Here is a 26,405-nt window from a genome sequence, read left to right as displayed (position 1 = left end):
ATCACATATTAATTATTATCAAAAGCTGGAACAGTTGCTTGAACATTAACTTTATCAGGTATCTTCTCATTCAAAGGAGGTAATATCGACCTAATCAAAAGAGCTTCTGTTTTGTCAATCCAGTCATTATCCGTATTAGGGAAATATCTATAAAACAAATATGGCCCCCAAAGTCGAAACATCTTCCTGATCATTACTCGTTCTACGTCTGTAAAATACTCAAGTGCACGTTTCCTTATATTTTGAGCTCTAGTATATTTACATCTACCAATATACAAAATATGATTCTCGAAAAATGGTAAATTAAGTCCTTTCAGAAAGAATATATATAAACCACCTGTATCTGTCGGCAATGATTTAATATCATTGGAAATATCTGAATTATCAGCATTTAGATATTTAAACTCAACAGACCATTTTTTTTCATCCCTAATAGGATCATCTGTTGGCAATATATTATCTTTCCATCTTGAAGGATTATGGTAATACAAAACCTCATGCTTCAAGTTCTCATCATCATCTGCTACAAATGCCCTATATAGCATAACCTATTTAAATAAAACAGTTAGCACAAGGTATTTCATCATCTTCGTCAAACATATCGACAAGCAAGCCACTTACTGTTTTCGCCTTCAAATTCTCTTGCTTTTTGATATAGTCTAATTTTATCTGACGAACTCGTTCTGGACGACTTAATTCTGCAAGTGTCTCTCCTTGAATCCATGTATAGCCATCCTTCTCATACTCCATAGACTTTTTGTACAACTCTGGATGCTGCTCTAGAAGCCAAATCCACTCTATACGTTGTTGGAAAAAGCAAAAATAACAACCAGAACGGCTACGGCAATACTCTCCTTTCTTACCATCAACCTCAAATTCTATTGGATTGTAGTACGCAGGAATTCCGACACCACTTTCCTCCAAGATTCTGAATATATCATCCTTGACTAGGATATCCTCATTATCAATCAAAGGAAACTCTTCAAGTTTACCTACAGGGTAATCAGTTGTCTTCAAGTATTCAAACACCACTCGATTAAAAGTCTTTATGCTCAAATCTAGCAGGGCATTCAACTTCCGGCTATAAAAGAACGACTTGTTTATCAGAGTTGAGGCGATCTCAATAGCTTCTTCTTTAATGTTCTCTGGAGCCCACTGTTTGTAAAGGTCAGTAATTAACTCCATGTTTTCATTGTGTAAAGCCTTGTGTATAACATCAAGGCTCCAAATATTCCTTCTAAATGGAAATACAGCCTGTATATTCGGTTTGGTCGAAACATAACCTTCTCGGTCTTCGTCTCCACGAATACCAACATAAGATACTGTAGGCTCATCACCAACGAACTTCTCAAATTCAGCTAGCTTCATTTTTTGTGTACACCAGCGAGCCTGTGGCGATGGTAAATAGCCACCACTAATCTTTAAAAAGTGGTCAAATGGTGTTGGCTCAGGACTACCTTCAGCAGCCTTCAATCGCTCGACCTTACCTAGAAATGACTCTAGATTATCGACCAATTTCTCTGTCTCTTCCAACTCGCATCCAGTGTCTGAGTTGTAGTATTCCACCTTCAGTGTTGGGTACTTCTGCCTCATATAGATGGCTAAAGCCGCACTATCCTTTCCACCAGAAATTCCAAGAACATGTCTTACCTTAGTCATCGTTCAATCTCTTTTTAATTATACTTAAAAGTGCATAAGCATTGATTTCACTATCACTTGATAATAATTTATCAATCTTTGCTTCAAGTTTTTTTGCTTGCTCTGTCTTTGTTGCATTCAACTGAACAATTTGCTGTGAGGTTGTGCCATCACTTGAAATCATCTCAAAACGGAAAAAGTTATCCCCGCTTGCCAGTCCCTTGTTACTAATCTCAACGTACTTTAAAAGCTCTTTAAACAAGTGTACAAGGTTATCGACCAAGTATGCTTCTTCCTCATCTATCAAAGCCTCTAACTGCTTATCTAAAACCACATACGCCAAAGATTGATACCAAGTTGCCCTGTCTGTATTCTTAGTCAATATACGAGTTAAGAAAGTTTTTTGTCTTTCGGTTAGCAAGTATGTTTTGATAGATGCATATCGTTGTTCTAATTCTGCTTTATATAAAGAGAATTCTTTACTCTTCAAACCAAGTTCGTCAACAAGTACACCCTCCAATCGATTAATTAGATTTGAGTAGCACATACGGAGCTCTCTAATAGCCTTCTGGAGCAACTCTACATATCGCTTAAGAACATCTGCATTACTTGCTATCTCTGCATCCTTAAATCCTAATGCACGCGGGAGATCCTCAAAAAAGGTTTTCTCTGGATCTTTTGCAGATGCCAATACAGCTCGGAACTGTACAGTAGATTTCTGAAGACGTTTGGTCTGTTTGGTGTATTTATTAAGTTTCTTGTAAAAAAGCAGGAACGGTTTGATTGTCTCGATAAGACTGTCAGCCGTGAACTCCGCATCCTGCATTAAGCCTAATGCCTCACGATACTTGTTGAATAAGTCTAGTTTAACCCCATCAACATTGAAAGCTTTAATGGAGAATCCTGCAGGGGATTTCTGCATAATGTCCAATACCTCACGAGTAATCGTAGGTATATATATCCCAGTATCATTATACAGCGAGTAATCATTCTTTTTAATGATCAAGAATGCCGGCAGCCACATGTCTATCACTCCTTGCTTCAACTTGAAGGGGCGAGAGCGTAATATCTTTACAAGATCTCCTAATTTACGAGGTTTCTCTTTGCTAGTATCAAGGAACTCCTCGCAGGCCCTCCACAAAGGCATGAAACTTTCTTCGTTGGGAGCATCAAGAAAATACTCTTTGCCGATATGCTTATGGATGCCCGTGTTATGAAGTAGCGTCAGATAGATAGTTTTTTCTGGAGGGAACTTACCATCCTCAAAGCCTAAATTGGGCTCTGAACTATTATGAAGTAAATGAGTAAGGAAGTTAACGCGAGCCATTGATATTGCACTACTGGGCTTATGCTTGTTAACCATCTCATTGATATACACCGGAGTGTCACAATACACCCTGTCGCATATCATTGATAGCCATTTGTTAAATAGGGTTTTCGAAGAGATGTCAAGGATCTCTCCTCGATATACCCAAATGACATCTGAATTATAACTAAAAAGGGTATGTAATACGCTGGTGGTTAGCAGACTTTGCTCATGTGCAATAAGAGCATTGAGCTCTTTCTGAGCTACATTATCTTTATTGTCAACATCATTCTGGACATAAGCTAGTTTATCAAGCTGCCATACGTGATCTATAATTTGGTCTGCTTTCTTGAAGTATGCATACAAAATAGCTTCTTCAACACCTACAGAGTGTTGTTTTAATGCATCTACTGTGAGATCTTCATTAAATATGAGATTGATGTAGCCATCGATTTCATTCTGAGGCTGTAGAATAATCGGGTGGTCTGTAATCTCATACTTAAAGTATCGAGGTGTACCCTTGCGGTAATAAGAGGCGTTAGCAAACTCAATGGGAAAATTGAAGTTTGTGATGAGCTTCTCCACAATATCTTTAGAGCGGGGAACAATACCTGCAGCCTTCAATAATTCGCCTTCGATATTGACATCCGTTCCTTCAAACAATATATATTGAGACTTGTAGGTCGCATATCGAATAATCTTATGTTGCGTAAGCAATTCAATAACAGACACTGGGTCGTCAATACCTAAAGCAAATTTTGCATATTCGGAAAGTTTCTCTTTGTTAAATTGCACTCCTGCCTTACCAAAGAGATTGAACATGCCAATCGTCTTAATAAGCTTCATGGCATCTGTAGCTGTTTCGCCCTCAAATAAACTCTCAACGCGCTCTAAACTTACGCGTATGGCAGTCCATGCAGTAGAGTCTGCATTTACTTCCGACAAGTAAGAGTAAAAGTTGTATATATCATAGTCATAGACATCGGCTAAGCTATATGTTGTATTCTCTTTTTCCTTAAAATGATGAAGAGAGCCTTGTCCCGTAGCTTCAAGAAAAGAGAATAGAGTTCTTTCGTTCTGACCGTACCTCTGAATGGACAGGGTTAATGCTTGTGCAGCAAAAATGTCCAACGGATACAAACTTACTGCAGTATCATAAGCAATAGATGAACTGGCAAACTTGCTTGCAATGGCTAAATTGTAAATCTGTTTAAAGTGTTGATTCACAACATCTCGTTTTGTTCTTTCTATACGTTTAGATGCAAGATAAAGTAGCTGTTCTATAGGCTCATTAAAAACAATCTCCTGAAAACGGCCCTTTACCTTTGTCCATTCATTGCGCTGGCTCTCTGTTAATGTACGAGAATACGAATTAAAATTCTGGTGTAATGTTGTAAGTAGAATGGCATTGCGTCGTTCATCATTGATGAACTCCGTAAACTTCTGAAATAAGTACAACTCCCTTTCAGGGTTATTTTTTGCTGCATACTCTAGTAATTTACCAAACTCATCGATTACAAGAATTACAAACTCCTCACGTTTCTCTGCCCTCTTGAAATAGCTTTTCAGATTTTCAAAAAGATTGTCCGAAGCCTCTGTCGGAAAGAGATTCTCAGTGAGAACTCTTTGAAGTGAGGTGTAATCGCCTACAATTTTCTCGAACCTGAATCGAACAAAACCATTAAACTGCCCCTTGTTGGTAATGAGAATCTTACTATTATTCTTTAAGCTATCCTCAAGAGCCAGAATGAAATTGGATTTACCAGTTCCATATGAGCCAATAATATTAAATGAGTGTACGCCCGCATTGAATGAATTCACAATGTTGCCAATGACCTTTATAGCATTCTGAGTCACAATATAGCTATTGGGGTCAAAGATAGTTTGAGCGATATTTATTGATGGAGTATATTTCATATTAGTTCTCCTCGTAATATTTGTTTAGTACCTCTATAGGTGCAGGCGATGTCTTGAATTGCAACTCTTTAATACCTGCGACATCTGAAAATACAATTTCCGATGGATATTGAAGACAAAGCCGTTTGATAAGATCTATGACGTCATTGTTTGTCAAACAAAAAATCAAAGCTAACTCGGCAATATCATCAAAGGAAACACTATTTTGACCCTTACACCTAATTAGCAATGCGTAAAGAAATATCAAACTAGGTACTTTGCTACGAGCATCATAGTTGAATATATAGCTATCTTTTTCTGCTTCATTTATCAAATTCAGAGGAGCCAACAAACAGTTGCTATCCTCCAAATTGATATTGCTTTTGCTACAATAGTTGTGAAACATTACACCAACATCTCGCTTGACAGTATTGTCATTATATAAGTTTTTATACTGTGTTCCTTCAAAGCAAGTATGTTTAATGTAGTTTTGCAGTCTGCTCTTTTCTATGATATTTCGTTGGCGATGATATTCGATAAATGTCGTTTTGTAGATTGTAGCATACTCTGTGTTGATCAGCATAAAATGCAGCAACCACAGAGTTCCAATATCTTCAAGGTAGGGATCTTTACCACTCGCATCATCGAAAATGTAGCCAGCTATTGGCGCAAGGCCATCTTCCTGCAATAATCCAAACGCTTTTAGCCAAAATCTGATTGAAGCTACCATATTCTTACCAACGCCAAGATGTACAACAGCCTCATCATCGTTAAAATTATTTCCAGCGTTGACAAAATCATATCCTCGCTTAAGCCAATGAGACTTGCAAGCGAATGACTCATGTCCAGAGAATATTGGTTTTGAAATATTTCTAATCATTATCTTATTCTTTTTAAATTGTTATGCCACATTCTACAAAGCATTATCATCTTATATTCTTAGCTCTAGTTCATTAACTTGATAACGTTTTCCGGCAACATTGCATTCCCAGCATCATCTTTCGGAGCATTCTTAAGGAACAGCATTGGAACGACGGTATAGCACTTGGCAAACGGTAGCAGATTAGCTTTGCGGAGAAGTTCGGCAGTCAGTTGTTTGCCATTCTCTTGAGTAGTCCATTTGCATTCTCCGACCAACAGATACTTTTTGTCAAGCGATTCGGCCATAACATCGAACTCGACTTGTTCCGGCTTCTTGTCCTCATTGAGAACAGAACCCCACCAACGTTTTGCCTTGCCATAAACTATTCCGTTAACAAGATTTCCTGTTACGGCATCACGACACAGTTTTTCCCACTGCATACTCACATACTCAGAGAAATGAGCAGTCAAAGCCTGTTCTATGGGCAAACGACGTCCAAGCTCGATAAACGAGCGATTAGGAACAACAAACTGATAGTAGAATGCCATAAACGGATCGGCTATCTTGTAGAGGCTCTTTTTCGCATTCTTCTCATCAATACCGAACGGAACATCTTTTTCCAAGAATCCGAGATCGATAAGTTTCTTCAACGGACGCGACAGATTGGTTGCCGGCTCATTGCATCGTGCTGCAATCTCAGAAAGCCGGTTTGCACCAGTCCCGATATAAGACATGATCGTTGAAGTCTTAACAATATCCTTGACATCATCCTGAAACAGTTTTATAGGCTCTTCATAAAGAGTTCCATTTACAGAAAGGATATTGCGCCACAGGGCATCATCAAGCGAACATCTATTTTCCCTCAATTCCCAATAACGTGGTACACCGCCCCATACGGCATACTCTTCAATGGCATTCATCGCATTAAGAAGCAAAGCCTCTTGAATATACGGCAAACGTATCGGTGCAAGCCTCATTATTTCATCAGCACGCCCATATAGAGGTGCAGTAGAATCAAGGAACAACCCATACATCATATTTTGTGATGAACCGCAAAGCACCAAGTTATACTTCAACTGCTTCTCATCAACAAGTTTCTGCAATACAGACGGTAGTTCTGGTGATTGCTCTACAAGATACGGAAATTCATCCAAACATAGAGTAAAACGCTTGTCTGTTCGATAATTGACCGCACGAAATATAGATTCCCAATCTGGATATGTCAATTTGTCGAAATCTGGAAACACCTGTGCTATCACTTTTGCAAGCAATATCCTTTGGTGTTGGCCTTCAGAACGATCGGCAAGGAAATAAACATCCGTATCCGACAACACCCTTTTGATAAGCGTTGACTTACCCAACCGTCTGCGACCGCACATCACGACTAACGAGGACTTCTCTCTTGCAAGAGCATCCTTTAATCGTGCAGCTTCATCTATTCTATCAACGAATTTCATACATCTCATTTATTATGCAATACAAACATAATGTTTTCATCGCATAACACAAAATTTTGAGCCATATTTTTTTTATTCCAACAGAGCAAATTGCAACTTATGTATAGGAGGACATACGCCCTATTCCTTTTTTGAAGCTCGTTTCCTTGTCTTCAAACTCAAATCCTGCAAAGCTTTTCCCAATTTGTCTTCTCTGGCTAACCACAGAATATCATCGTCAAGCTGCAAAGCATACAACACTCGCAAGTAAATTCCGATTGCTACTGTCGGTGTGCCTTTTTCTATTCGGGACACGGTCAACGGGGAACAGGTGGCACGTTCCGCCACCTGAGCCATACTCAGATTTCTACGCAAGCGAGCCAGTTTAATCTGCTCTCCCACGACCGACATCTTCTGCTCCAATTTTCGGGGTAACTTAGTGCCCATTGTATTCTTTGTCATATGCAATACATCATATAATATGCAAATTTATAACTTTTCATCTATTTAATGATGTATTACAGGTAAAAAATCACAAGATTAGAAAAACGCTTGACCAAGTACAATATAACGGTTCTACACTTTTTCAAGCGAATAAGTCGAATTTGTTACACTTTTTCCAACGAATCATCTACATTACACGACATTTTTTCAAGCGAATCATAGTATAAATCACCGAAACTGACTTTACTTTATCCCTGTATTCCTACATACATTCATTAAAGTAAAGTCAAAATAAGGGAAGAAAAGAGATGGCTTCGCCATGACTGAGCAGAACCATATCTACCGACTTTCTCTTTTGGCTGCAAATAATCCGGAATTCTAACCCAAAAACAAAACAGAACTCACCCCTCATCAAACCACAAGAAGTAACTCAAGAATCCGTGAATCCATCTCCGATTTTGCAGCTCCAATCGGCGAAATTATACCCGATATGCCTTATCTTTGCGGAACGGAGGTTTCGGGGCGAAAGAGAGCGATTTTCCCCATTCTCCCTCTGTTTTGAGGTTGATGACGAAGAAAAGTGTTAAATCTTCGATTTTTGACGAAAAAACAAGTAAATTTTTGAGCGGTCTATCTTTTAAGCCGTAAACTATTGATAATCAACTAGCATAATATACTGTATCGCAAGTAAATCCGACCTTCCGTTCATCGCCGTATAAATCAACCTTCCGACACTCCATGATACGACACCGGTTCACCATCAGTTTACTCTGTCTGTTCTGTTGTCTGGCAACGGCATGCCATGAAGAATTTCCGGCCGATACCACGGGACCGGACGGCACTCCGGTAAGATTTGCCGCCACGATCGAACAACCGGACACCCGGGTAACGACAGAACCGGACGGACGAGGGCGATTCGAAGCCGGAAACACCATTGAAATTTATGCCCGGACTGCCGACCCCACCTCCGTGCCGCCCTATTCCCGAACCCTGATGTTCGACGGGACGGAATGGCTTCCCGAACTGCGTTGGAGCGAAATCGGGAACAGAACCCGATTTACAGCCTGGTATCCCGTCCCGGACAAAAACCGGACAAACGAGACACTTTATACTCACCGTATCGAAACCGATCAAAGTTCGACAATCGGGTATGAACTTTCGGATCTGTTGGCAACCGAAACCGAAACCGCTCGCGGCAAAACCGTACAGCTGACTTTCCGGCACGTTCTGAGCCGCCTGAATATCGTCCTGACAAGCGACGGGTACAGCGAAGAGGAACTGAACCGCGCAACAGTGGAAATACGTTCCCGCACGCAAACGACTTTCGATCTTCTGGCCCCCTTCGAGACGCCGACCATAGCAGACGGAAACACGGCATGGATCACTCCTCGCAAAATCGCTAACGGAAACTTCACGGCCATACTTTGTCCTCAAGCCATGGCCACGTACCGGACTGACGGATGGATACGCGTAACCCTCGACGGAGAAGAAGCGGTTTTCAATGCCCCGGTACAGATCGACGGACAGGTATTCGACGTTCTGGAAGCCGGAAAAGAAATAACCGTAACACTCACTGTCCGCAAAACGAACGAAACACCCGACGAAAAGACCACTGTCTGGACACAAGGGCTGCAAATTCCCGACGATTCCCGATGGAATTACGACAAAACGCAGCTCCCCTGGTGGGAAGGATGCGGATGGTACGACTGCAACAAAGTCAATCCTACCGGTAAAGATCCGACCAAGATCAACGACAGCCAACTCTGTTGGGCGGCAGCGACCTCCAATATGATACACTGGTGGCTGGACCGCAACCGCGACTGGGTGGAAAACAAAGGTTACGATATCCCGTCCGAACTCACCGATATGTTGCATTCCGAGATATTCGACCTGTACAAAAGCTGTTTCCCGAACGAAGGCAACCAGCCTTTGTCGGCGATCAACTGGTACTTCAACGGCATATTCCGCAAGAACATTTATGAAACCGACGAACCCGATCCGAGAGCCGGATTTTTCAGGGATGTTTTTGGGACCCATTCACTGGGACAGCAAATCGACATCGTCACTAAAGAAACTTTCAACAGCACGATCCGGTCGGCGCTGGAAAACGGCCAGATCGTCTCCTATGCCTTCGCCGACCCGCGCTGGCAGGCGCACGCCGTAACGCTTTGGGGAGTAGAACTGGATGAAAACGGAGATATCAGATACCTTTACATGGTGGACAACAACGACGGCGCGACGGACACGCGCGGTACAATCCGTCGCCAGGAGATACGTTACAAGCCGCTGACCGAGGGCAGTTCGACCTTGAGCGTTTTCGTTCCGAACAGCGTCGGGGATTTCAGATACCGCATTTACCAGATATTCACATTGGATACGGGTAAGAAATACCTAAAGTAAACCACCGCATACCGGATTTTACATTCATTCCGAGCCGGTGTAGGGGGATATTCCCCTTTCACCGGTTTTTCCGCTTTTCCGGATCAGTCGAGTGTCTGCACTCCGCCGCCGTTTACGAACAGCACCTGACCGCTGACCCATTGCGAAACCGGAGCCGCGAAATATAACACAGCCCCTGCGATATCGGCCGTTTCCCCGAGCCGCTTCAGAGGAGTATGAGCCAGCATACGGGCCTCGATGTCGGGCGTCAATACCGTGGACAACGCATGAGTCCGGGTCGCGCCAGGCCCTACGTTATTGATTCTTACGTTCATCGGGCCGAAATCGTATGCCAGGTTAGCCGCCATATGATTCAATGCGGCTTTCGACGAGGCATAGGCGCTCATACCGGGACTTTTGTTTATGCTGCCCATAGACGTAATATTGACGATACTGCCATATCCCGACTTAGCCATGTGAGGCACGACGAGCTGACAGAGACGCCAGACACTGAATACATTGAGTTTGAATATTTTTTCAAAATACTCCACATCTATTTCGAACGGATTTTCTTTTCCGCCACCGCCCCCGCCGGCATTGTTCACCAATATATTGACGGTTCCGAATGTTTCGACCGCCTTATCCACCAGGCGGACAAGGTCATGATCTTCAAGCACGTTGCACGGAACGCTCAACGCCCGCCCTCCGCTCTCCCTTATTCCGCGGGCCACCGTTTCGGCATCTTCGGCTTTCAGGTCTCCGATCACAATGTCGGCCCCTGCCGCTGCGAGCGTTTCGCAACACCGGCGACCGATCCCGTTTCCTCCGCCGGTAACAATAGCGACCTTTCCGGTAAGGTCGAAAAGCGATTCTATCGACATATTTTTCATCTTTTAATATTTGATTTTCAAACCCAAACGTCTATATATCCGACTCGACGAAAGGGTCAAGAACCGTGCCAGCGATAAAAGCTATCCATCGCTCTTTCATTCATGCTCTTATTTGTAAACCCGATCATATACTTTGGCATACCGAACCCGTTCGGCTGTAATTTTTTCTGAAAATTGTTGGTAAATCAAAGTATATAATCGGGTTTATAAATATAGGGCAATATAGGAATAAATAACCGAGTACCGGCAGTAAAATCAAAAGATATACGACATTACCGGAACCGGGCAATAATCTTCCCGAACGGCCCTGCGGCACCTCCTGGATCAAATCTTGCAAAACCTGACAAAAGCCCCGACCGTTTCAGGGAATCGGGTCAAAACGTAATAAATCAAGAATCAGTAATATGAATAAAACAGGGCGAAGTCGTATAAGTTGCCCATCAACAAGGAAATCAATCCATATTTCCAAAGAAAAAAGCCTTTAAAACAATCGTAAAAGATTGGTTTCAAAGGCTTTGGAGGTTGGTCGGGGTGACAAGATTCGAACTTGCGACCACTCGCCCCCCAGACGAGTACTCTAACCGGGCTGAGCTACACCCCGCTCATTAACCGGACACAAAAGTACACTATTTTCGGGATTTTCAAAAAACAAAATGCTTCGACACCCCGAAAAAACTTAATTTTAAACTCCGGAACCGGGAACAACACAGTCGTATCATGCTCATTACCGTCCTCTTATCACTTGTTTTCGCCGTAGCGCCGCCGGCCGGCGACATTGTCGTCGATTCCAGGCAAACCTTCGAAGAAGCGATCGCGGGAACCTCGGCGCCCGACAGCATCGTCCGCATGCTTACGCTCGTCGATGTCGAATACTACTCTTTCGACGGCCGGCTCCATCGGGGGCAGATCGTCATCCACCGGGAGGCTGCCGACGATATCCGGCAAATTTTCCGCGAGATCAAAGCCCGGCGTTTCCCCGTGCAGAGCGCAATCCCCATCAAATTCGACAAGCCCGACAACGGAACTTCGATGGATACGCTGAACAACACCTACGGTTTCCACTACCGACCCAAAACCACGTTCCGGACCGCCCGTCTCTCCGCCCACGCCTACGGTCGGGCCATCGACATCAACCCGTTCCGGAATCCGGCCGTTTTGCGCAACGGCCGGATTATCCCTGCCTGCGGACAGTACGATCCGCAGATACCCGGAACGATTACCGCAGCCTCTTTCCTGGTCCGGTATTTTCGGCAGTTAGGCTGGCGCTGGGGCGGGTCATGGACCTCCGTAAAAGATTACATGCACTTCGAAAAGCCGTAAAAATTTTACCTTTGCCTCCGTTTTTCAAATACAGCACGGACAAAAATGGCAATCATAGGACTGGGTAACGCACTGACCGACATACTGGTACGAATTCCGGACGAAAGCATCCTCCGGGAATTGGGCGTCGAACGCGGCGGCATGTACCTGATCGGCGGCGAACAGCACCACCGGATGATGAGCAAAATCGGACATCTGCCCCAGAGCATAGCCGCCGGAGGATCGGCGGCCAACATGATCGGAGGCGTAGCCAACCTCGGCAGTCCGGCCGCTTACGTGGGACATATCGGCGCCGATCCGACCGGCGAAGCGTTCCGCAAATATCAGCAACGAAAACACATCAGACCCCTGCTCGGCGTTTCGCCGACCACCCCGTCCGGCAAATGCATCTCGATGGTGCTTCCCGACGGCGAACGCACCATGCTCACCTATCTCGGCGCGGCGCTGGAAATCGGAACCCGCCATATCACCCCGGAAAACTTCGCGGGATACCGGGTACTGTTCGTCGAAGGGTATCTGCTCAACTGTCCCGACGTTATCGAGTCCGCGATGCGGACCGCAAAAATCGCAAGAGTAAAAGTCGCGCTCGACGCCGCCAGCTTCACCGTGATCCGCGAGTTCAGGGAGTACGCCGACCGGCTGATCGACCGGTATGTCGATATCCTTTTCGCCAACGAAGACGAAGCGGCGGCCCTCACCGGGCGCGGTATTCCGGAACAAGCGTTGGAAGCACTGGCCCCCCGGTGCGGTATCGTCGTCGTCAAAATCGGGCCGAAAGGTTCGCTGGTCGCCCGGGGCGCGGAACGCTGCCGGATCGGCACGATCGACGCCCGGCCGGTGGATAAGACCGGAGCCGGCGACCTCTACGCCGCCGGTTTCCTGCACGGCTTCGTCCGGGGACTGTCGCTCAGGCAATGCGGCGAAATGGGAGCGGTCGTATCGAGCAAAAGCATAGAAACGCTGGGCGCCGAACTTCCCGACGACGCATGGGACACCATCCGGCCGCTTATCGCAGAAATCGAAGCCGGTCGGAGCGTCGTCCGCGACCGGTAAAACCTGCGCACCGTACCGGACGCACCGCCCTCTGCTCGGGGCGGTGCGTTCTTTTTTTTGACATCCCTCCCCTGACACTCTGTCATGGAAAACTGCCACGCAGCGACATGGCACAGGAGTTGCATTACAGTGTAAACCGTAAAATCCGGAATGAATCACATAAAAACACGACGATATGCAAAAAGGTAAAATCGGGGTAACTACCGAGAACATCTTTCCGATTATCAAGAAATTCCTCTATTCCGACCACGAAATTTTCCTGCGCGAGCTGATCTCGAATGCCGTGGATGCCACCACCAAACTCAAGGCGCTCAGCTCGATGGGCGAATTCGGCGGCGAATTGGGCGACCTGACCATCCGCGTGGAACTGGACGAAAAAGGCAAAAAACTGACCGTTTCGGACCGCGGGGTCGGTATGACCGAAGAGGAGGTCAATAAATACATCAACCAGATCGCTTTCTCCGGGGCCGAAGAGTTCATGAAGAAATACGAAAACCAGAGCGGCATTATCGGCCACTTCGGGTTGGGTTTCTACTCGGCATTCATGGTGGCCTCGAAAGTCGAAGTGATCACCAAATCGTACCGAGAAGGGGCGCAGGCCGTCAAATGGGCCTGCGACGGCACCCCTGACTTTACGCTGGAACCGACCGACAAAGCGGAACGGGGTACCGACATCGTGCTTTACCTGGCGGAAGACAGCGCAGAGTTTGGCGAAAAAACGCGGATCGAGGCCCTTCTGAAAAAATACTGTTCGTTCCTGCCCGTACCGATCGCGTTCGGCAAAGAGCAAAAGTGGGAAGACGGCAAATACGTCGCGACCGACAAGGACAACATCATCAACGACACCCATCCGTTGTGGATGCGGAAACCGACCGAAATCACCGAAGACCAGTATGCGGAGTTTTACCGGAAACTCTACCCGATGGCCGACGAGCCGCTGTTCCACATCCACCTGAACGTGGATTACCCGTTCAACCTGACCGGTATCCTCTATTTCCCGAAGATCAAGAACAACTTCGAGATCCAGAAAAACAAGATCCAGCTCTATTCGAACCAGGTCTATGTAACCGACTCGGTGGAAGGGATCGTACCCGATTTTCTGACTCTGCTGCACGGGGTGATCGACTCGCCGGACATCCCGCTGAACGTCTCGCGGAGCTACCTGCAAAGCGACAGTAACGTGAAGAAGATTTCGGGTTACATCACCAAGAAAGTGGCCGACCGGCTCGCCGATCTGTTCAAAAACGGCCGGCCCGACTACGAAAACAAATGGGACGACCTGAAGCTCTTTATCCAATACGGTATCGTCAGCGAAGAGAAATTCGGCGAACGCGCCGGAGAGTTCACCCTGCTCAAGAATACCGAAGGCAAATACTTCACCCTCGACGAATATACAGAGGTCGTCAAAGGCAGCCAGACCGACAAGAACGGCAAGATCGTCCACCTGTACAGCAACGATCCGGTCGCGCAGCACAGCTTCATCGAAGCGGCGCACGCCAAAGGATACGACGTACTGGTGATGGACAGCCCGCTGGAAGCCCATTTCATCGCTTTCCTGGAAAACAAGCACAGCGACTGGCGCTTTACGCGCGTGGATGCCGATACGGTCGAGAAGCTGATCGAGAAAGACGAACAACTGGCGATGGCCCTCACTACGGCGCAGCAGCAACTGCTGACGCCGGTATTCGAATCGCAGTTGCCGACCGATGCCAAAAGCCATTTTCACGTCCAGTTCGAAGCGATGGATCCGGCCGCCGCGCCGATCATCATCACGCAGGGCGAGTTCATGCGGCGTATGAAAGACATGTCGAAAGTGGGCGGCGGCATGTACAGTTTCTACGGCGAGATGCCGGACAGCTACAACGTCGTGGTAAACGGCAACCATCCGCTGGTCATCGAAGTATTGGGCGAGACTCAGAATGCCGCCGGCGAGGAGCTGGCTCCGTTGGATAAGAATCTGGAGGCCGCCGAAAACGAAAAATCGGCCCTCGCGGAACTTCTCAAAGACAAGAAGGAGGAGGACATTTCGCAGGAAGAAAAAGACAAACGGGCCGCGATCGAAGCCAAGATCGGCGAAATCGAGGGCAAGCGGAAAGATGTCCTGCGCAAAGCGGGTTCCGAAAACGTCGTCGTCGGCCAGCTGGTCGATCTGGCCCTGCTGGCGAACGGCATGCTGAAAGGCGAAGCGCTGACCCGGTTCATCAAACGCAGCGTAGAGGTAGTCGGCAAATCGGCCGAACGGCAAAAATAACCGCTACGATTTTCAAACGGAGGGGGCTATGCAAATTATGCATAGCCCCCTCCGTTTTGTTCCCGCATCACGAATCGCTACGCGCCGGAAACGGTTTCCTTTTTTCGCCGCATTCTCCAGGCTTCTATCCCGACCGGCAGGACCGACAGTACGATTATCCCCAACATCAACAGTTTCAGGTTTCGCTGCACGAACGGCAGACTGCCGAAAAAATACCCGACGCAGATAAACAACAACACCCAGACAACGCCCCCGACCACGTTATAGATCAAAAAACGCCGATAGTGCATACGTCCCATTCCGGCAACGAAAGGAGCGAACGTCCGGACAATGGGGACGAACCGCGCCAGAACGATCGTTTTTTCTCCGTGTTTTTCATAAAACTCATGCGTTTTCCGCAAATACGCCGGTTTGAATATCCGGGAATCGGGGTTTCGGAACAATCTTTTCCCGAATACCCTGCCCACCGAATAATTGACCGTATCGCCCGACACAGCCGCTACGATCAGTATGACCGCCAACAGACGCACGTCCATCGGACTTCCCGGTAACGCACAGAGCGTACCCGCCACGAACAGCAACGAATCGCCCGGCAGGAACGGAGTCACGACCAATCCCGTTTCGCAGAAGATAATCACGAACAGAATCGCATAGAGCCAAACGCCGTAAACGACCGCCAAACGAATCAGATGAGCGTCGATATGCACGACAAAATCGAGCGCAGACTGGATCAAGTCCATATGCAGGTAAAGTATTGTCCGACAGAATAAAAACAGGTACGCACATATGACTTTATCCGGACCGGGATCTCCTTCCCGGGGACCGGAACGGAATTGCTCTTTCCCCCAGACGGACACAGACCGGAAACAACCGAAAAACAGCCATATCTTCCGGCAAAATCGTATATCGCGCTGTCAAAAATAAACCAGCGTTCGTTCAATATACAGACGGGTATGTTATCTTTATGTTATTTTTGCGATCGCCCGTCGGTATCCGGCCCCAGGCGACGCGCCGGTCATATTCTTTACGATCCGCACCGCCGGCCCACGTCGGACGCCGTGTCCGGACTTAGCCCCTGGCCGCCACCGACGGAACCGTTCGGTTTATCCGCTTCCAACCCGGCACTTCCCCTACCATCCCCCGCCCAACGCCTTGTAAAGCGAAACGTATTCAGCCAGCTGCGCCGACAATACTTCCGAAAAACCGATCTGCGTCGAAAACAACTCCCGTTCCGCATCCAGCACATCCAGATAAGTGTTCGATCCGTTGCGGTACAACTCCTGCGTCAGCACCTGAGTCGCCCGCGTAGCCCGGAGCAGTTCGCGGTAACGCTCCGCCTGCGCCCGATAGGTCGCAACGCCTGCCAGGGCGCTCTCCACCTCGCCCAGAGCCGTGATCACCGTCTGTTCGTAATTCAGTACCGCCTGCCGGTTCTCTTCCCGGGCGATCTCTTCGGCCCGTTTGTTCTTGCCCCAGGCGAAAAGCGGCTCGGCGACCGAAAGCGAAGCCGACCAACCGAAAGGATTGCCGCGAAACAACCCTTTCAACGTCGAAGAAAGCAACCCGCCTTCACCAGTCAATGTAAGGGAAGGATAGCGGTTCGCAACGGCGACGCCTACCTCGGCCGTCGCCGACGCCACTTCGTAATAGGCCTGTCGGATGTCCGGCCGACGGTCGAGCAGCGAAGCGGGCAAACCGGCCGGAACTTCGGCGGGCAGCAAAACCGACGTGAACAAACGGGTGCCGTCCACCTCGAACGGATGCGGATTCTGTCCCAACAGGGCGCACAGAGCCATTTCGGTCTGCGCTTTCGCCCGTTCGTACTGCGGAATCGCCGCGGCAGCCGTCGCCGTCAGACTTCGCGCCTGTTCCAAATCGACCGCAGACGACATGCCGTAATAGACCAGCGAATCGATAATGTCCTGCGACGCCCTCCGCAACCCGTAAGTTTCACGGGCGATCCGCAACGACATATCGTACTGCAACAGATCGAAATACGAAGTCGCTACCTCGGCCGCCAGCGACAGCATCACAGAACGATAGTTCTGTTCCGTAGCCAGCATCCGGGCGCGGGCCGATTCCGCCGTGCGGCGCAGCTTGCCGAACAGGTCGATCTCCCAGGTAATGTTCGGCTCGACAGCATACTGCTGCACGATACCGGTACGGTCGGTATAAGTCCCTTCGCCCCGGATACCCAGACCGACCGCCGGACCGAATTCGGCCCGGGCCGATTTGAGCTGCAACCTCGCCTGCTCGATCCTCGAAGCCGCCACCGCCAGGTTCCGGTTGCTGTCCAGCGCCTGTTCGATCAACCCCGTAAGCATCGGATCGCCGAAGTTCTCCCACCACGCCAGATTGACCACCGTATCGCCCCGCGAGGCGACCGAATCATACAGATAAGCCGACGGCAGAGCCACTTCGGGCGACTTGAACGTCGGCCCCACGGCACAGCCCGTGAACCAAAGGACTGCGGCCATTACAGCCGCCCCACTATGCCTGTTTCTCACTTTTTTCATCTTTCAGGTCGTTAAGTCTGCGTTCGCGGATGCGGTCGAACCGCCCCACTTTCGCGATAAAAGCATACAAAGCCGGGTAAACGAACACCCCGAACAGGGTCGCGAGGCCCATGCCCCCAACCAGGGCCACGCCCATTACCGTCTGGGCCACGGACGAAGCCCCGCTGGCGAAAATCAACGGCGATACGCCCAACAGGAACGCCAGCGCCGTCATGACGATCGGCCGGAACCTCAGCCGGGCGGCCTCCATCGCCGCGGACAGGATGTCCTTCCCTTCGCCGAAATAGGCGTCGTTGGCATACTCCACGATCAGGATCGCATTTTTGGCCGAAAGCCCAATCAGCAGGATGAGCGAAATCTGCATAAAGATATTGTCCACATAAACCGGATCGAGCAGGTGTGCGCAGAAAATGAACACCATGGCCCCGAAAACGGCGAACGGTACCCCCAGCAGGATCGACCACGGCAGCGTCCAGCTTTCGTAGAGCGCCGCGAGGATCAGAAACACGAAAACCACCGCGATGACGAACGCCCCCATCCCTCCGCCCGAAGCATTACGTTCCTGGAACGACATGCCGCTCCACGCGATGCCCATATCTTTGGGCAGCGTCGAATCGGCCAGCGCCTGCAAAGCGTCCATGGCCTGCGTCGAAGAGTATTCGCTCGAAGCATTCGCATTCAGGGCGATCGACCGGTAGAGGTTGAACTGGCTGACGAACTCCACGCCCGTCGTATCTTCGATCGAAACGAACGACGCCAGCGGCACGCTCTGACCGTCGGCATTGGTCACGAAATAGTTCATCAGGTCGTCTTTCGACTGCCGGTACTGCGCCTCGCTCTGCACGTAAGTCTGGTATATCTTGCCGAAACGGTTGAAATTATTGATATACGCCCCGCCCAGGTAGGTGGAAAGCACGCTGTGAATCTCATCGAGCGACACGCCTTGCTGGAACGCCTGGTTCTCGTCGATCACCACTTTGCGCTGCGGCACTCCGGCATCGAACTGCGACGTGATGGTCGATATTTCGGGCAATCGCCTGGCTTTTTCCAGAAATTCGTCGGTATGACGCGCCAGGTAAGGGATGCCGTTCCCGCCCCTGTCCTGCACGACCAGCGAAACGCCCGAAGTCGTTCCCAACCCCGGTATGGAAGGTGTCTGGAACGCATAAGCCTGCGCATCGTTCACCGCCACGTACAATTCGCCGTTGAGCCGATCGACCAGTTCCATGGCCGTCACTTTACGCTGGCTGTAATCCACCAGCGTCACGAACAGCACGCCGCTGTTGGACGACGCCACGCCCGACAGCATGTTGAAACCCGATACGCCGGCCGTGTACCGGACTTCCGGCAGCCGGGAGACGATCCGCTGAATTTCGGTTACCGCCTTTTCGGTGCGCTCCGCGGAAGCCGCATTGGGCAGATTGATCCCGATCATCAGGTAGCCCTGATCTTCCTGCGGCAAGAATCCGTCCGGAATCGCCCGCATCAATCCGAAAATAGCCCCGCCGACCACGGCGATGAACACCAGCGTCCGCACGCCGTGCCGAGCAATCGTTTTGGAAAAACTCAGATACCCCTCCACCCGGCGGTCGAACCAGCGGTTGAACAGGCCGAAAAAACCTTTCGTGGCCGGTTTCCTGCTCCGCAGTACCAACGAACACAAAGCCGGCGACAGGGTCAGGGCATTGAAAGACGAAATGACGACCGACAAGGCGATCGTTATGGCGAACTGCTGGTAGAGCCGTCCCGTAATGCCGCCGATGAACGAAACGGGGATGAATACCGCCGTCAGCACGACGGTCGTGGCGATGATCGGCGAAGCCACGGACTTCATGGCCGCCCGCGTAGCCTGTTTGGGATTCATTCCGTTCGCGATATTGACCTGCACCGCCTCGATCACCACGATGGCGTCGTCCACCACCAGCCCGATGGCGAGAATCAACCCCAGCAACGAAAAAATATTGACCGAAAATCCCAACAGCGGAAACAGCATGAACGCCCCCACGAGCGACACCGGTATCGCCACGACCGGCACGATCATGGCCCGCACGTCCTGTATGAACAGGTAAATAATCAGCACGACCAGCACGAGCGCGATCAGCAACGTCACGATGATGTCATTGACTCCGGACTCGATGGATCGGGTGGCGTCCACCACCACATCATACGAGATGCCGTCGTTGAAATCCTGCGATATATCTTCCATTTTGGCCTTCACCGCTCCCCCCACTTGCATCGCATTGCTGCCGGGAGCCTGATATACGGCGATCATCGCCGCCGGATGCTCGTTGAACATCGAACTGACGCCGTAAGTCTGACTGCCGAGCTCAACGCGGGCCACATCGCCCAGCCGCACCTGCCCGCCGTCCGGCAACGTGCGGATCACGATATTCGCATACTCTTCCGCGGAATTGATCTGCGGCGGCATCGTTACGGTATAGGTGAACTCCGTCCCCTCCGGACTCGGCTCCCCGCCCAGCTTCCCGGCCGGAAACACCCCGCTCTGCGCTTCGACGGCCGAGGTGATGTCCGCCAGCGAAACGTTCAGATAATCCAACACATCGGGTTTGATCCAGATACGCATCGAGTACTCGCCCGATCCCATAATCTGCACCTTCCCCACTCCGTCGATCTTCAACAGTTCGTTCTGGATATTGATATAGGCGTAATTGGCCAGGAAATTATCGTCGTAACGGCCGTCGCTGTAAACGGCGAAGACCATCAGGAACCCGCTCATCGACTTGACCGTCGTCAGCCCTTGCTGGCGCACCGTCGAAGGCAGCATCGGCGTGGCCGTCGCCACCCGGTTCTGGGTGAAAACCGCGTTCATGTCGGGATCGGACCCCACTGCGAACGTGGCTGTCAGCCCCATCGTTCCGTCGCTGGCGCTGGTGGTCTGCATGTAAAGCATGTCGCTCACCCCCATGATGCTCTGTCCCACGGGAGTGGCCACCGCCTCGTCCACCGTCACCGCGTCGGCCCCCTGATAAGTAGCCGACACTTCGACGTTCGGAGGCGTAATGTCCGGATATTGTTCCACCGGCAGCGAACGGATCGACAGAATGCCGAGAATGACGATAATGATCGAAATCACCATCGCGAAAATAGGACGGCGTATAAAGAAATTAATCATTGCTATGCCCTCCCCTATTTATGCGCGACCGAGTCCGACGCAGCGATCGGCTCGGGTACGATTTTCATCCCGCTGCGGACTTTGAGCAACCCTTCCGTCAGCACCCATTCCCCCGGCCTCAGCCCCTCCACGATTCCCCACTCCGAACCGTAAGTGTCGCCCAGCTCCACTTTCCGGTATTCCACCGTACTGTCTTTCCCGACCACATAGACGCTATTGACCCCCTGACTCTGCACGACGGAGCGCTGGGGCACCAGCACCGTGCCCGTACCTCCCCCGACATTGGCATTCACCTTGACATACTGCCCCGGCCCCAGATACCGTTCCGGATTGGGAAACAGGACGCGAATCACGACAGCTCCCGTCCGGGTATCCACCGCCCGTTCGGTAAATTTGTACTCCCCCTTATAGGGATAGAGCGTACCGTCCGCCAGGATCATATCCACGTCGGTCAGCAGGCCCGCATTGTCGTACAGGGGCCGATCGAGGCTGTCCCGCTGGACAATGGAGAGGTATTTGGTCGTCGGGATCGAGATATGGACATAGATCGAATCGATATTCGAAATGGTGTTCAGTACCGTGTTGTTCGTCCCCGGCCCCACATAATCGCCCACCGAACCGACGGTTTCACCGATCACTCCGTCGGCCGGAGCATAGATCGTCGTATAGGACAGGTCGAGGTTGGCACTCCTCAGGGCCGCCTGCGCGCTGCGCAGGTTGGCTTTGGCCGAAGCAAGGGCAGCCGTGGCCTGATCCAGCGCGCTTTGGCTGATGGCGTTGATCCGTGCCAACGGTACCGAACGGTTGTAATTGTTCTGCGCCTCGACCAACTGCGAGCGGGCTGCGGCCAGGGCCGCCTCCGCCTGCGTCACTTTGACCTGCATGGGATTCGGGTCGATCCTGAACAGCAACTGTCCTTTCTTGACAGGCATCCCCTGCTCGTAGTGCGTGGATAGCAAATAGCCGCTGACCCGCGGCTGGATAGTCACGTCCGAAAGGCTGTACGTCTGCCCCACGAACTGCATCCGCGTGGGCAATTCCCTTTTGTGCGCTTCGGCCACAGCAATATGCGGCACGGGCACCTGCGTTCGGGAGGCCTTGTGTCCGCATGCGGTCGCCCCCAGCAGGGCCGCAGCTCCGGCAATAACGATAGCATAGATTTTCATAGGTAGGAATCGGATAGTTTCGTCCGTTTCAACAACAAGAAACGTACCAAGCCATCCGGCCGAACCGTCAGTCGAGCGCCACGATCTCCCGTCCGAACGGGGAAAAAGCGACGGTCATCAGTTTGAAATGCTGCAATCCGAACGGTATCCCGACGATCGTCACGCAGAACAGAAGCCCCAGTCCGAGGTGGGTCAGGGCGATCCATACCCCGCCGATAAAAAACCAAACGACATTCATCAGAAATGCGAAGCATCCCCGGTTCTCTTCCACGACCACCGACCGGTGGCCGAACGGCAGCAGAGACAACGCCCCCAGTTTGAACACCTGCAATCCGAACGGAATGCCGATAATCGTCAGGCACATGACGATCCCGGCCGCGAAATATTCGACGGCGATGGCGAAACCTCCGAAAACGATCCAGACGATATTGCCCAAAACATTCATGACAGTCATACAAGTTCTCTATGCGTTAAAGATCGAAATGTGTTCCGGTTTTGCAATACGGAGACGGCGCAAGCTCTGGCAAAAGGCCCGAAAAGTCCGGTGCGGAGACAAAACCGGATTGTCGGGAAACTCGTGTAAACTCGCATATCGTCACCAGCTCTTTTTACAAAGGGACGAACAATCTTCGTGCAAATTACGGTCCGATTTTTGAAAAATCCAGAATATATTTGGGAGAATAATTCATATGCTTTAAGAGACCGGCAACTTTACCTGTGCCTCGGCGGTCCGCGTCCCGACGGCTGGAAACCGTCCGGCACAAAGACGAACGGAAATCTTTGCAAGGTTTGGACAGGCCGACCTATTAAAGTATATAATCAGGAGTAATATATATGCGTCCGATTCAGAGAGGAGCACGCGTAATCACCTTTGAAAAACTTATTTGCCAACACTTGCCGCTATGGATATTCTCGAAAACCAACGGGCGTTTTTCGCCTCCGGACGCACCTGCGGATACGCTTTCCGCCGTGCCGCGCTCGAACGGCTCAAAGCAGAAATAAAGACGCATCTCGCGGCCCTGTACGAGGCTTTATGGGCCGATCTGCACAAATCGGCGGAAGAAGCCTGTCTGACCGAAATAGGAATTACGCTGCGGGAAATCGACGACCAAATCGGACACCTGCACCGGCGCATGCGTCCCCGGCGGGTCGGAACGCCGCTTTTCCTGCGGCCGTCCCGCAGCCGTATCGTCTGCGAACCGTTCGGATGCGTACTGATCCTGGCCCCCTGGAACTATCCGGTCCAACTGACCCTCGCGCCGCTGGCGGGAGCCGTAGCCGCCGGGAACTGCGCTGTACTGAAGCCCTCGCCCTATACGCCGAACGTCTCCGCCGTCGTCCGGCAAATCGTCGAATCGGCTTTCCCGCCGGATCATGTCGCCGTGGTCGAAGGGCACCGGGAGGTAAACGAAGCGTTGCTGGCCGAACGGTGGGACTATATCTTCTTCACAGGCAGCCCGGAACTGGGACGGACGGTCATGCGAGCCGCAGCCGAACACCTGACCCCCGTCACGCTGGAACTGGGCGGCAAAAGTCCCTGCATCGTGGATAATTCGGCCGACGCGGATATTGCCGCACGGCGGATCGTATGGGGTAAATTCCTGAACGCAGGACAGACCTGCATCGCTCCGGACTACCTGCTGGTACACCAGAACATCAAGGCCCCGCTTCTGGAACGGATCAAATGCCATATCCGGGCGTTTTACGGCCCGGATCCGAAAGAGAGTCCGCATTACGGACGCCTGGTAAACGACAAGGCATTCGAACGGGTAGCCTCCTATCTGGGCAACGGAATCATCCTGGCCGGCGGGGAGACCGACCCCGAACAACGGTATATCGCCCCCACGCTGCTCGATCTCGGCCGACCGACAGACGGCGTTCCGGTCATGCAGGCCGAGATTTTCGGACCGATACTGCCGGTCATGGAGTTCGTCCACCTCGACGAAGCCGTCGAATTCGTGAACCGGCACGAGAAGCCTTTGGCGTTCTACTATTTCGGATCGCCGGCAACCGGCCGGGACATCCTGCGGCGTACATCGTCGGGAGGCGCCTGCATCAACGATACGGTCTTGCATATCGCTAACGACCGCCTGCCGTTCGGGGGTGTCGGACAGAGCGGGACGGGCAAATATCACGGGGCGGAATCGTTCCACACCTTCAGCAACCGCAAGGCGGTGCTCCTATCCGCGAGAAGCCTCGACATCCCGCTGAAATACCCTCCGTACCGACATTTCGGATGGATCAAAAAATTACTGACATTTTAATTTCAGTTCCGTTTCAGATTTCAGTCCTATCTTTGTATTTCATTCATAAGCACACAAAACCTATTCGACCATGAAACTACGCTTTCTTACCGCTTGCCTGCTCATCCTGAGCGCAGTCGGACTTTACGGCTGCGACGACGAAAAAAGCATCTCGTTCGATAAACTGCCCCAAACGGCCCAGCAGTTCGTCCATCAGTATTTCCCCACGCAGAATACCGTCCGCATCACCTGGGAAAAGGACGACGGCCGCAAAAACTACGAAGTCACGCTGGACAACGGCGCCTCGATCGATTTCGACGAATCCGGCGCATGGACACATCTCGAAAGCCAGTTCTCCCCGCTGCCGGTCGGATTTCTGCCCCAGGCCCTGCAAACCGACCTCGGCCAGCGGTATCCAGACGCTACGGTACATGAAATCGACGCCGAGCTGGGCGGTTACGAAATCGAAATCAACAACGGTAAAACGCTCTGGTATTCCTCCGACGGCACGTTCATCCGGGAAGAACTCCCCCGCTTCGACTAAAAACGGCTCCTCCGGAATCGACGAGGGCCGGCATGTTTCCAGGAAACATGCCGGCCCTTTCCATAATCGTGCTGCCGCGGATCAGTTCGCGATCGAATGATCCTGCGGGAACTTCTCGCCGCTCCAGGCCTTCTGCGAAGTCCACTTCTCAGCCGGAGCCGTCCAGAACGGATCGTCCTCGGGCAATCCCAGCGCCAGAAAACCGGTCGTACAAAGGTAGAGCGAACCGGTACAGGTATAGGCTTCGCCGATTTCGGGCTGTGCGCCGCAAAATCCGATCCGGAGCCATCCGTTTTCATCGAACGTGCCCGGCTGTCCGAAGAAATTGCGGATCACCGCCGTCATCGCCGAACGCACCTGCCCTTTGCTAACGCTTTTGGGCAGTCTGTCCATCAGGGCCATCTGCGAAAGTACCTGCAAAGCCGCCGTGCGGTATTGCAACGAACGTCCGATCGGCGGGATCGTCCCTTCGGGCGAAATCATCCGCTCGGTCACCTCCGCATAACGCGCGGCCCGGTCCAGCACCCGCTTCCGCATCCCCGGGAAACCGTCGCCCATCACGCTCAGCACGTCGATCAGCATCGGCTGAATCACGAAGCTGTTGTAGTAATCCCAATGGAACGGTTCGCCGTCGCCGTACACCCCGTCGCCCTTGTACCATTTATCCATCTGACGCACGGGATAGTCCACCCGCACCTGGTCGTACTCCTCGCCGACCGAGCGCAGGAAAGCCTCGATCTGGGCCGTGAACATCAACCAGTTGCTCACGTTCGGCCGTACCTTGCGGGTCTGTTTCATTTCATAGACGATCCGCTGCTGCGTGGCCTTGTCCAGACCGCCCCACAGGTTTTTCGGCGCACGCATCAACCCCTGAGCCAGATGCGCGGCATCGACGAGCGCCTGATACCCCACCGCGAAACTGATATAGTCCGCCGAAGCGGTGTCCATCGCGTTGGTCAGCCCCTTGATCGACAAATCAAGCAATTCCTTGCGCATTTTTCCGTCTTTAGTCGTCGTATCCACCGGCAGTTCCAGCCACGGCGCAATCCCGCAAATCGTCCGGCCCAACGCTTCGAGATACGCGTACTTCGTCCGGTCTCCGTACGATCCGTATTCCGGATGCGACGGCCCGCGCTGCTCGACGGGCATATTCCGATGCAACGTGCCCGCCGCCAGATTCGACAACACCGGATATGCGATTCTGTAAGCCGTTTTGGCCCACACTTCGCGGTCGGTCTTCGGCGGTTCCGCCTGTTTCTTGCGTGCCGCAGCGCCCGGCAGGATAAATGCCGCGGCAAGCGCGGCGATCAGTAATTTTTTCATTTGCA

General features: G+C 50.9%; 19 protein-coding genes and 1 tRNA gene. 6 read left to right on the top strand and 14 right to left on the bottom strand.

Going from position 1 to position 26,405, the window contains the following annotated elements; all coding sequences use genetic code 11:
- Positions 1–8: 8 nt before the first annotated feature.
- The 6 genes from RIKMI_RS14935 to RIKMI_RS0111310 form a co-directional block, all read right to left on the bottom strand.
- Entirely contained in the window at positions 9–545 is a 537-nt protein-coding gene (locus RIKMI_RS14935) for a hypothetical protein (protein WP_147288470.1), read from the bottom strand.
- Between the two features lie 7 nt (positions 546–552).
- Entirely contained in the window at positions 553–1,659 is a 1,107-nt protein-coding gene (locus RIKMI_RS0111330) for an adenine nucleotide alpha hydrolase family protein (protein WP_027291706.1), read from the bottom strand.
- The gene (locus RIKMI_RS0111325; RefSeq protein ID WP_027291705.1) at positions 1,652–4,861 is read right to left on the bottom strand and encodes a hypothetical protein; all 3,210 of its coding nucleotides are present in this window, start codon (positions 4,859–4,861) and stop codon (positions 1,652–1,654) included. The genes RIKMI_RS0111330 and RIKMI_RS0111325 overlap by 8 nt, the downstream gene beginning before the upstream one ends.
- A 1-nt stretch (position 4,862) precedes the next feature.
- Positions 4,863–5,720, bottom strand: coding sequence for a DUF4007 family protein (locus tag RIKMI_RS0111320; RefSeq protein ID WP_027291704.1), 858 nt, complete (start codon positions 5,718–5,720; stop codon positions 4,863–4,865).
- Between the two features lie 65 nt (positions 5,721–5,785).
- Positions 5,786–7,159 (bottom strand): ATP-binding protein, encoded by a 1,374-nt coding sequence (locus tag RIKMI_RS0111315; RefSeq protein ID WP_027291703.1) that lies wholly within the window; start codon positions 7,157–7,159, stop codon positions 5,786–5,788.
- A 120-nt stretch (positions 7,160–7,279) separates the two neighbouring features.
- Entirely contained in the window at positions 7,280–7,600 is a 321-nt protein-coding gene (locus tag RIKMI_RS0111310) for a helix-turn-helix domain-containing protein (protein WP_027291702.1), read from the bottom strand.
- A gap of 720 nt (positions 7,601–8,320) precedes the next feature.
- Here RIKMI_RS0111310 and RIKMI_RS0111305 point away from each other — a divergent pair.
- Positions 8,321–9,982 carry a fimbrillin family protein gene (locus tag RIKMI_RS0111305; RefSeq protein WP_027291701.1) on the top strand — a complete coding sequence of 554 codons (1,662 nt, stop codon included), beginning with the start codon at positions 8,321–8,323 and terminating at the stop codon, positions 9,980–9,982.
- A gap of 83 nt (positions 9,983–10,065) precedes the next feature.
- Here the strand turns inward: RIKMI_RS0111305 and RIKMI_RS0111300 are convergent, their stop codons facing one another.
- The gene (locus RIKMI_RS0111300) at positions 10,066–10,842 is read right to left on the bottom strand and encodes a glucose 1-dehydrogenase (RefSeq protein ID WP_027291700.1); all 777 of its coding nucleotides are present in this window, start codon (positions 10,840–10,842) and stop codon (positions 10,066–10,068) included.
- A gap of 532 nt (positions 10,843–11,374) precedes the next feature.
- Positions 11,375–11,452 (bottom strand) — tRNA-Pro (locus RIKMI_RS0111295).
- Between the two features lie 116 nt (positions 11,453–11,568).
- On the opposite strand from RIKMI_RS0111295, the gene RIKMI_RS14020 reads away from it, so the two are divergent.
- The 3 genes from RIKMI_RS14020 (at position 11,569) to htpG (ending at position 15,475) form a co-directional block, all read left to right on the top strand.
- A complete protein-coding gene (locus RIKMI_RS14020; RefSeq protein ID WP_051214523.1) occupies positions 11,569–12,171 on the top strand; it encodes a M15 family metallopeptidase in 603 nt (200 codons plus the stop codon).
- Between the two features lie 45 nt (positions 12,172–12,216).
- Positions 12,217–13,224, top strand: a complete 1,008-nt coding sequence (locus tag RIKMI_RS0111285; protein ID WP_027291699.1) for an adenosine kinase — start codon at positions 12,217–12,219, stop codon at positions 13,222–13,224.
- A gap of 175 nt (positions 13,225–13,399) precedes the next feature.
- The gene (gene htpG, locus RIKMI_RS0111280; protein ID WP_027291698.1) at positions 13,400–15,475 is read left to right on the top strand and encodes a molecular chaperone HtpG; all 2,076 of its coding nucleotides are present in this window, start codon (positions 13,400–13,402) and stop codon (positions 15,473–15,475) included.
- A 77-nt stretch (positions 15,476–15,552) separates the two neighbouring features.
- Here htpG and RIKMI_RS0111275 read toward each other — a convergent pair whose 3' ends face one another.
- The 5 genes from RIKMI_RS0111275 to RIKMI_RS0111255 all read right to left on the bottom strand — a co-directional run bounded on the left by RIKMI_RS0111275 (position 15,553) and on the right by RIKMI_RS0111255 (position 22,744).
- On the bottom strand, positions 15,553–16,215 hold the full coding sequence (locus tag RIKMI_RS0111275; RefSeq protein ID WP_027291697.1) for a DedA family protein: 663 nt from the start codon (positions 16,213–16,215) through the stop codon (positions 15,553–15,555).
- A 390-nt stretch (positions 16,216–16,605) separates the two neighbouring features.
- Positions 16,606–17,991, bottom strand: coding sequence for an efflux transporter outer membrane subunit (locus RIKMI_RS0111270; protein WP_115356422.1), 1,386 nt, complete (start codon positions 17,989–17,991; stop codon positions 16,606–16,608).
- On the bottom strand, positions 17,966–21,124 hold the full coding sequence (locus RIKMI_RS0111265; protein WP_027291695.1) for an efflux RND transporter permease subunit: 3,159 nt from the start codon (positions 21,122–21,124) through the stop codon (positions 17,966–17,968). The genes RIKMI_RS0111270 and RIKMI_RS0111265 overlap by 26 nt, the downstream gene beginning before the upstream one ends.
- 14 nt (positions 21,125–21,138) lie before the next feature.
- On the bottom strand, positions 21,139–22,290 hold the full coding sequence (locus RIKMI_RS0111260; RefSeq protein ID WP_027291694.1) for an efflux RND transporter periplasmic adaptor subunit: 1,152 nt from the start codon (positions 22,288–22,290) through the stop codon (positions 21,139–21,141).
- A gap of 67 nt (positions 22,291–22,357) precedes the next feature.
- Positions 22,358–22,744 carry a YccF domain-containing protein gene (locus RIKMI_RS0111255; protein WP_336433352.1) on the bottom strand — a complete coding sequence of 129 codons (387 nt, stop codon included), beginning with the start codon at positions 22,742–22,744 and terminating at the stop codon, positions 22,358–22,360.
- A gap of 448 nt (positions 22,745–23,192) precedes the next feature.
- Between RIKMI_RS0111255 and RIKMI_RS0111250 the strand changes: the two genes are divergently transcribed.
- Together RIKMI_RS0111250 and RIKMI_RS0111245 are read left to right on the top strand one after the other, a co-directional pair.
- Positions 23,193–24,554, top strand: coding sequence for an aldehyde dehydrogenase (locus RIKMI_RS0111250; RefSeq protein WP_027291692.1), 1,362 nt, complete (start codon positions 23,193–23,195; stop codon positions 24,552–24,554).
- A gap of 70 nt (positions 24,555–24,624) precedes the next feature.
- On the top strand, positions 24,625–25,077 hold the full coding sequence (locus tag RIKMI_RS0111245) for a PepSY-like domain-containing protein (protein WP_037291923.1): 453 nt from the start codon (positions 24,625–24,627) through the stop codon (positions 25,075–25,077).
- 81 nt (positions 25,078–25,158) lie between these two features.
- Here RIKMI_RS0111245 and RIKMI_RS0111240 read toward each other — a convergent pair whose 3' ends face one another.
- Positions 25,159–26,400: a DUF2264 domain-containing protein gene (locus RIKMI_RS0111240; RefSeq protein WP_027291690.1), complete on the bottom strand. Its 1,242-nt coding sequence runs from the start codon at positions 26,398–26,400 to the stop codon at positions 25,159–25,161.
- Positions 26,401–26,405: the final 5 nt, after the last annotated feature.

This window comes from Rikenella microfusus DSM 15922 (assembly GCF_000427365.1).
Taxonomy (GTDB): Bacteria; Bacteroidota; Bacteroidia; order Bacteroidales; family Rikenellaceae; genus Rikenella; species Rikenella microfusus.
Note: the sequence above shows the minus strand (reverse complement) of the source record. Positions and strands in the feature narration are given on the sequence as shown.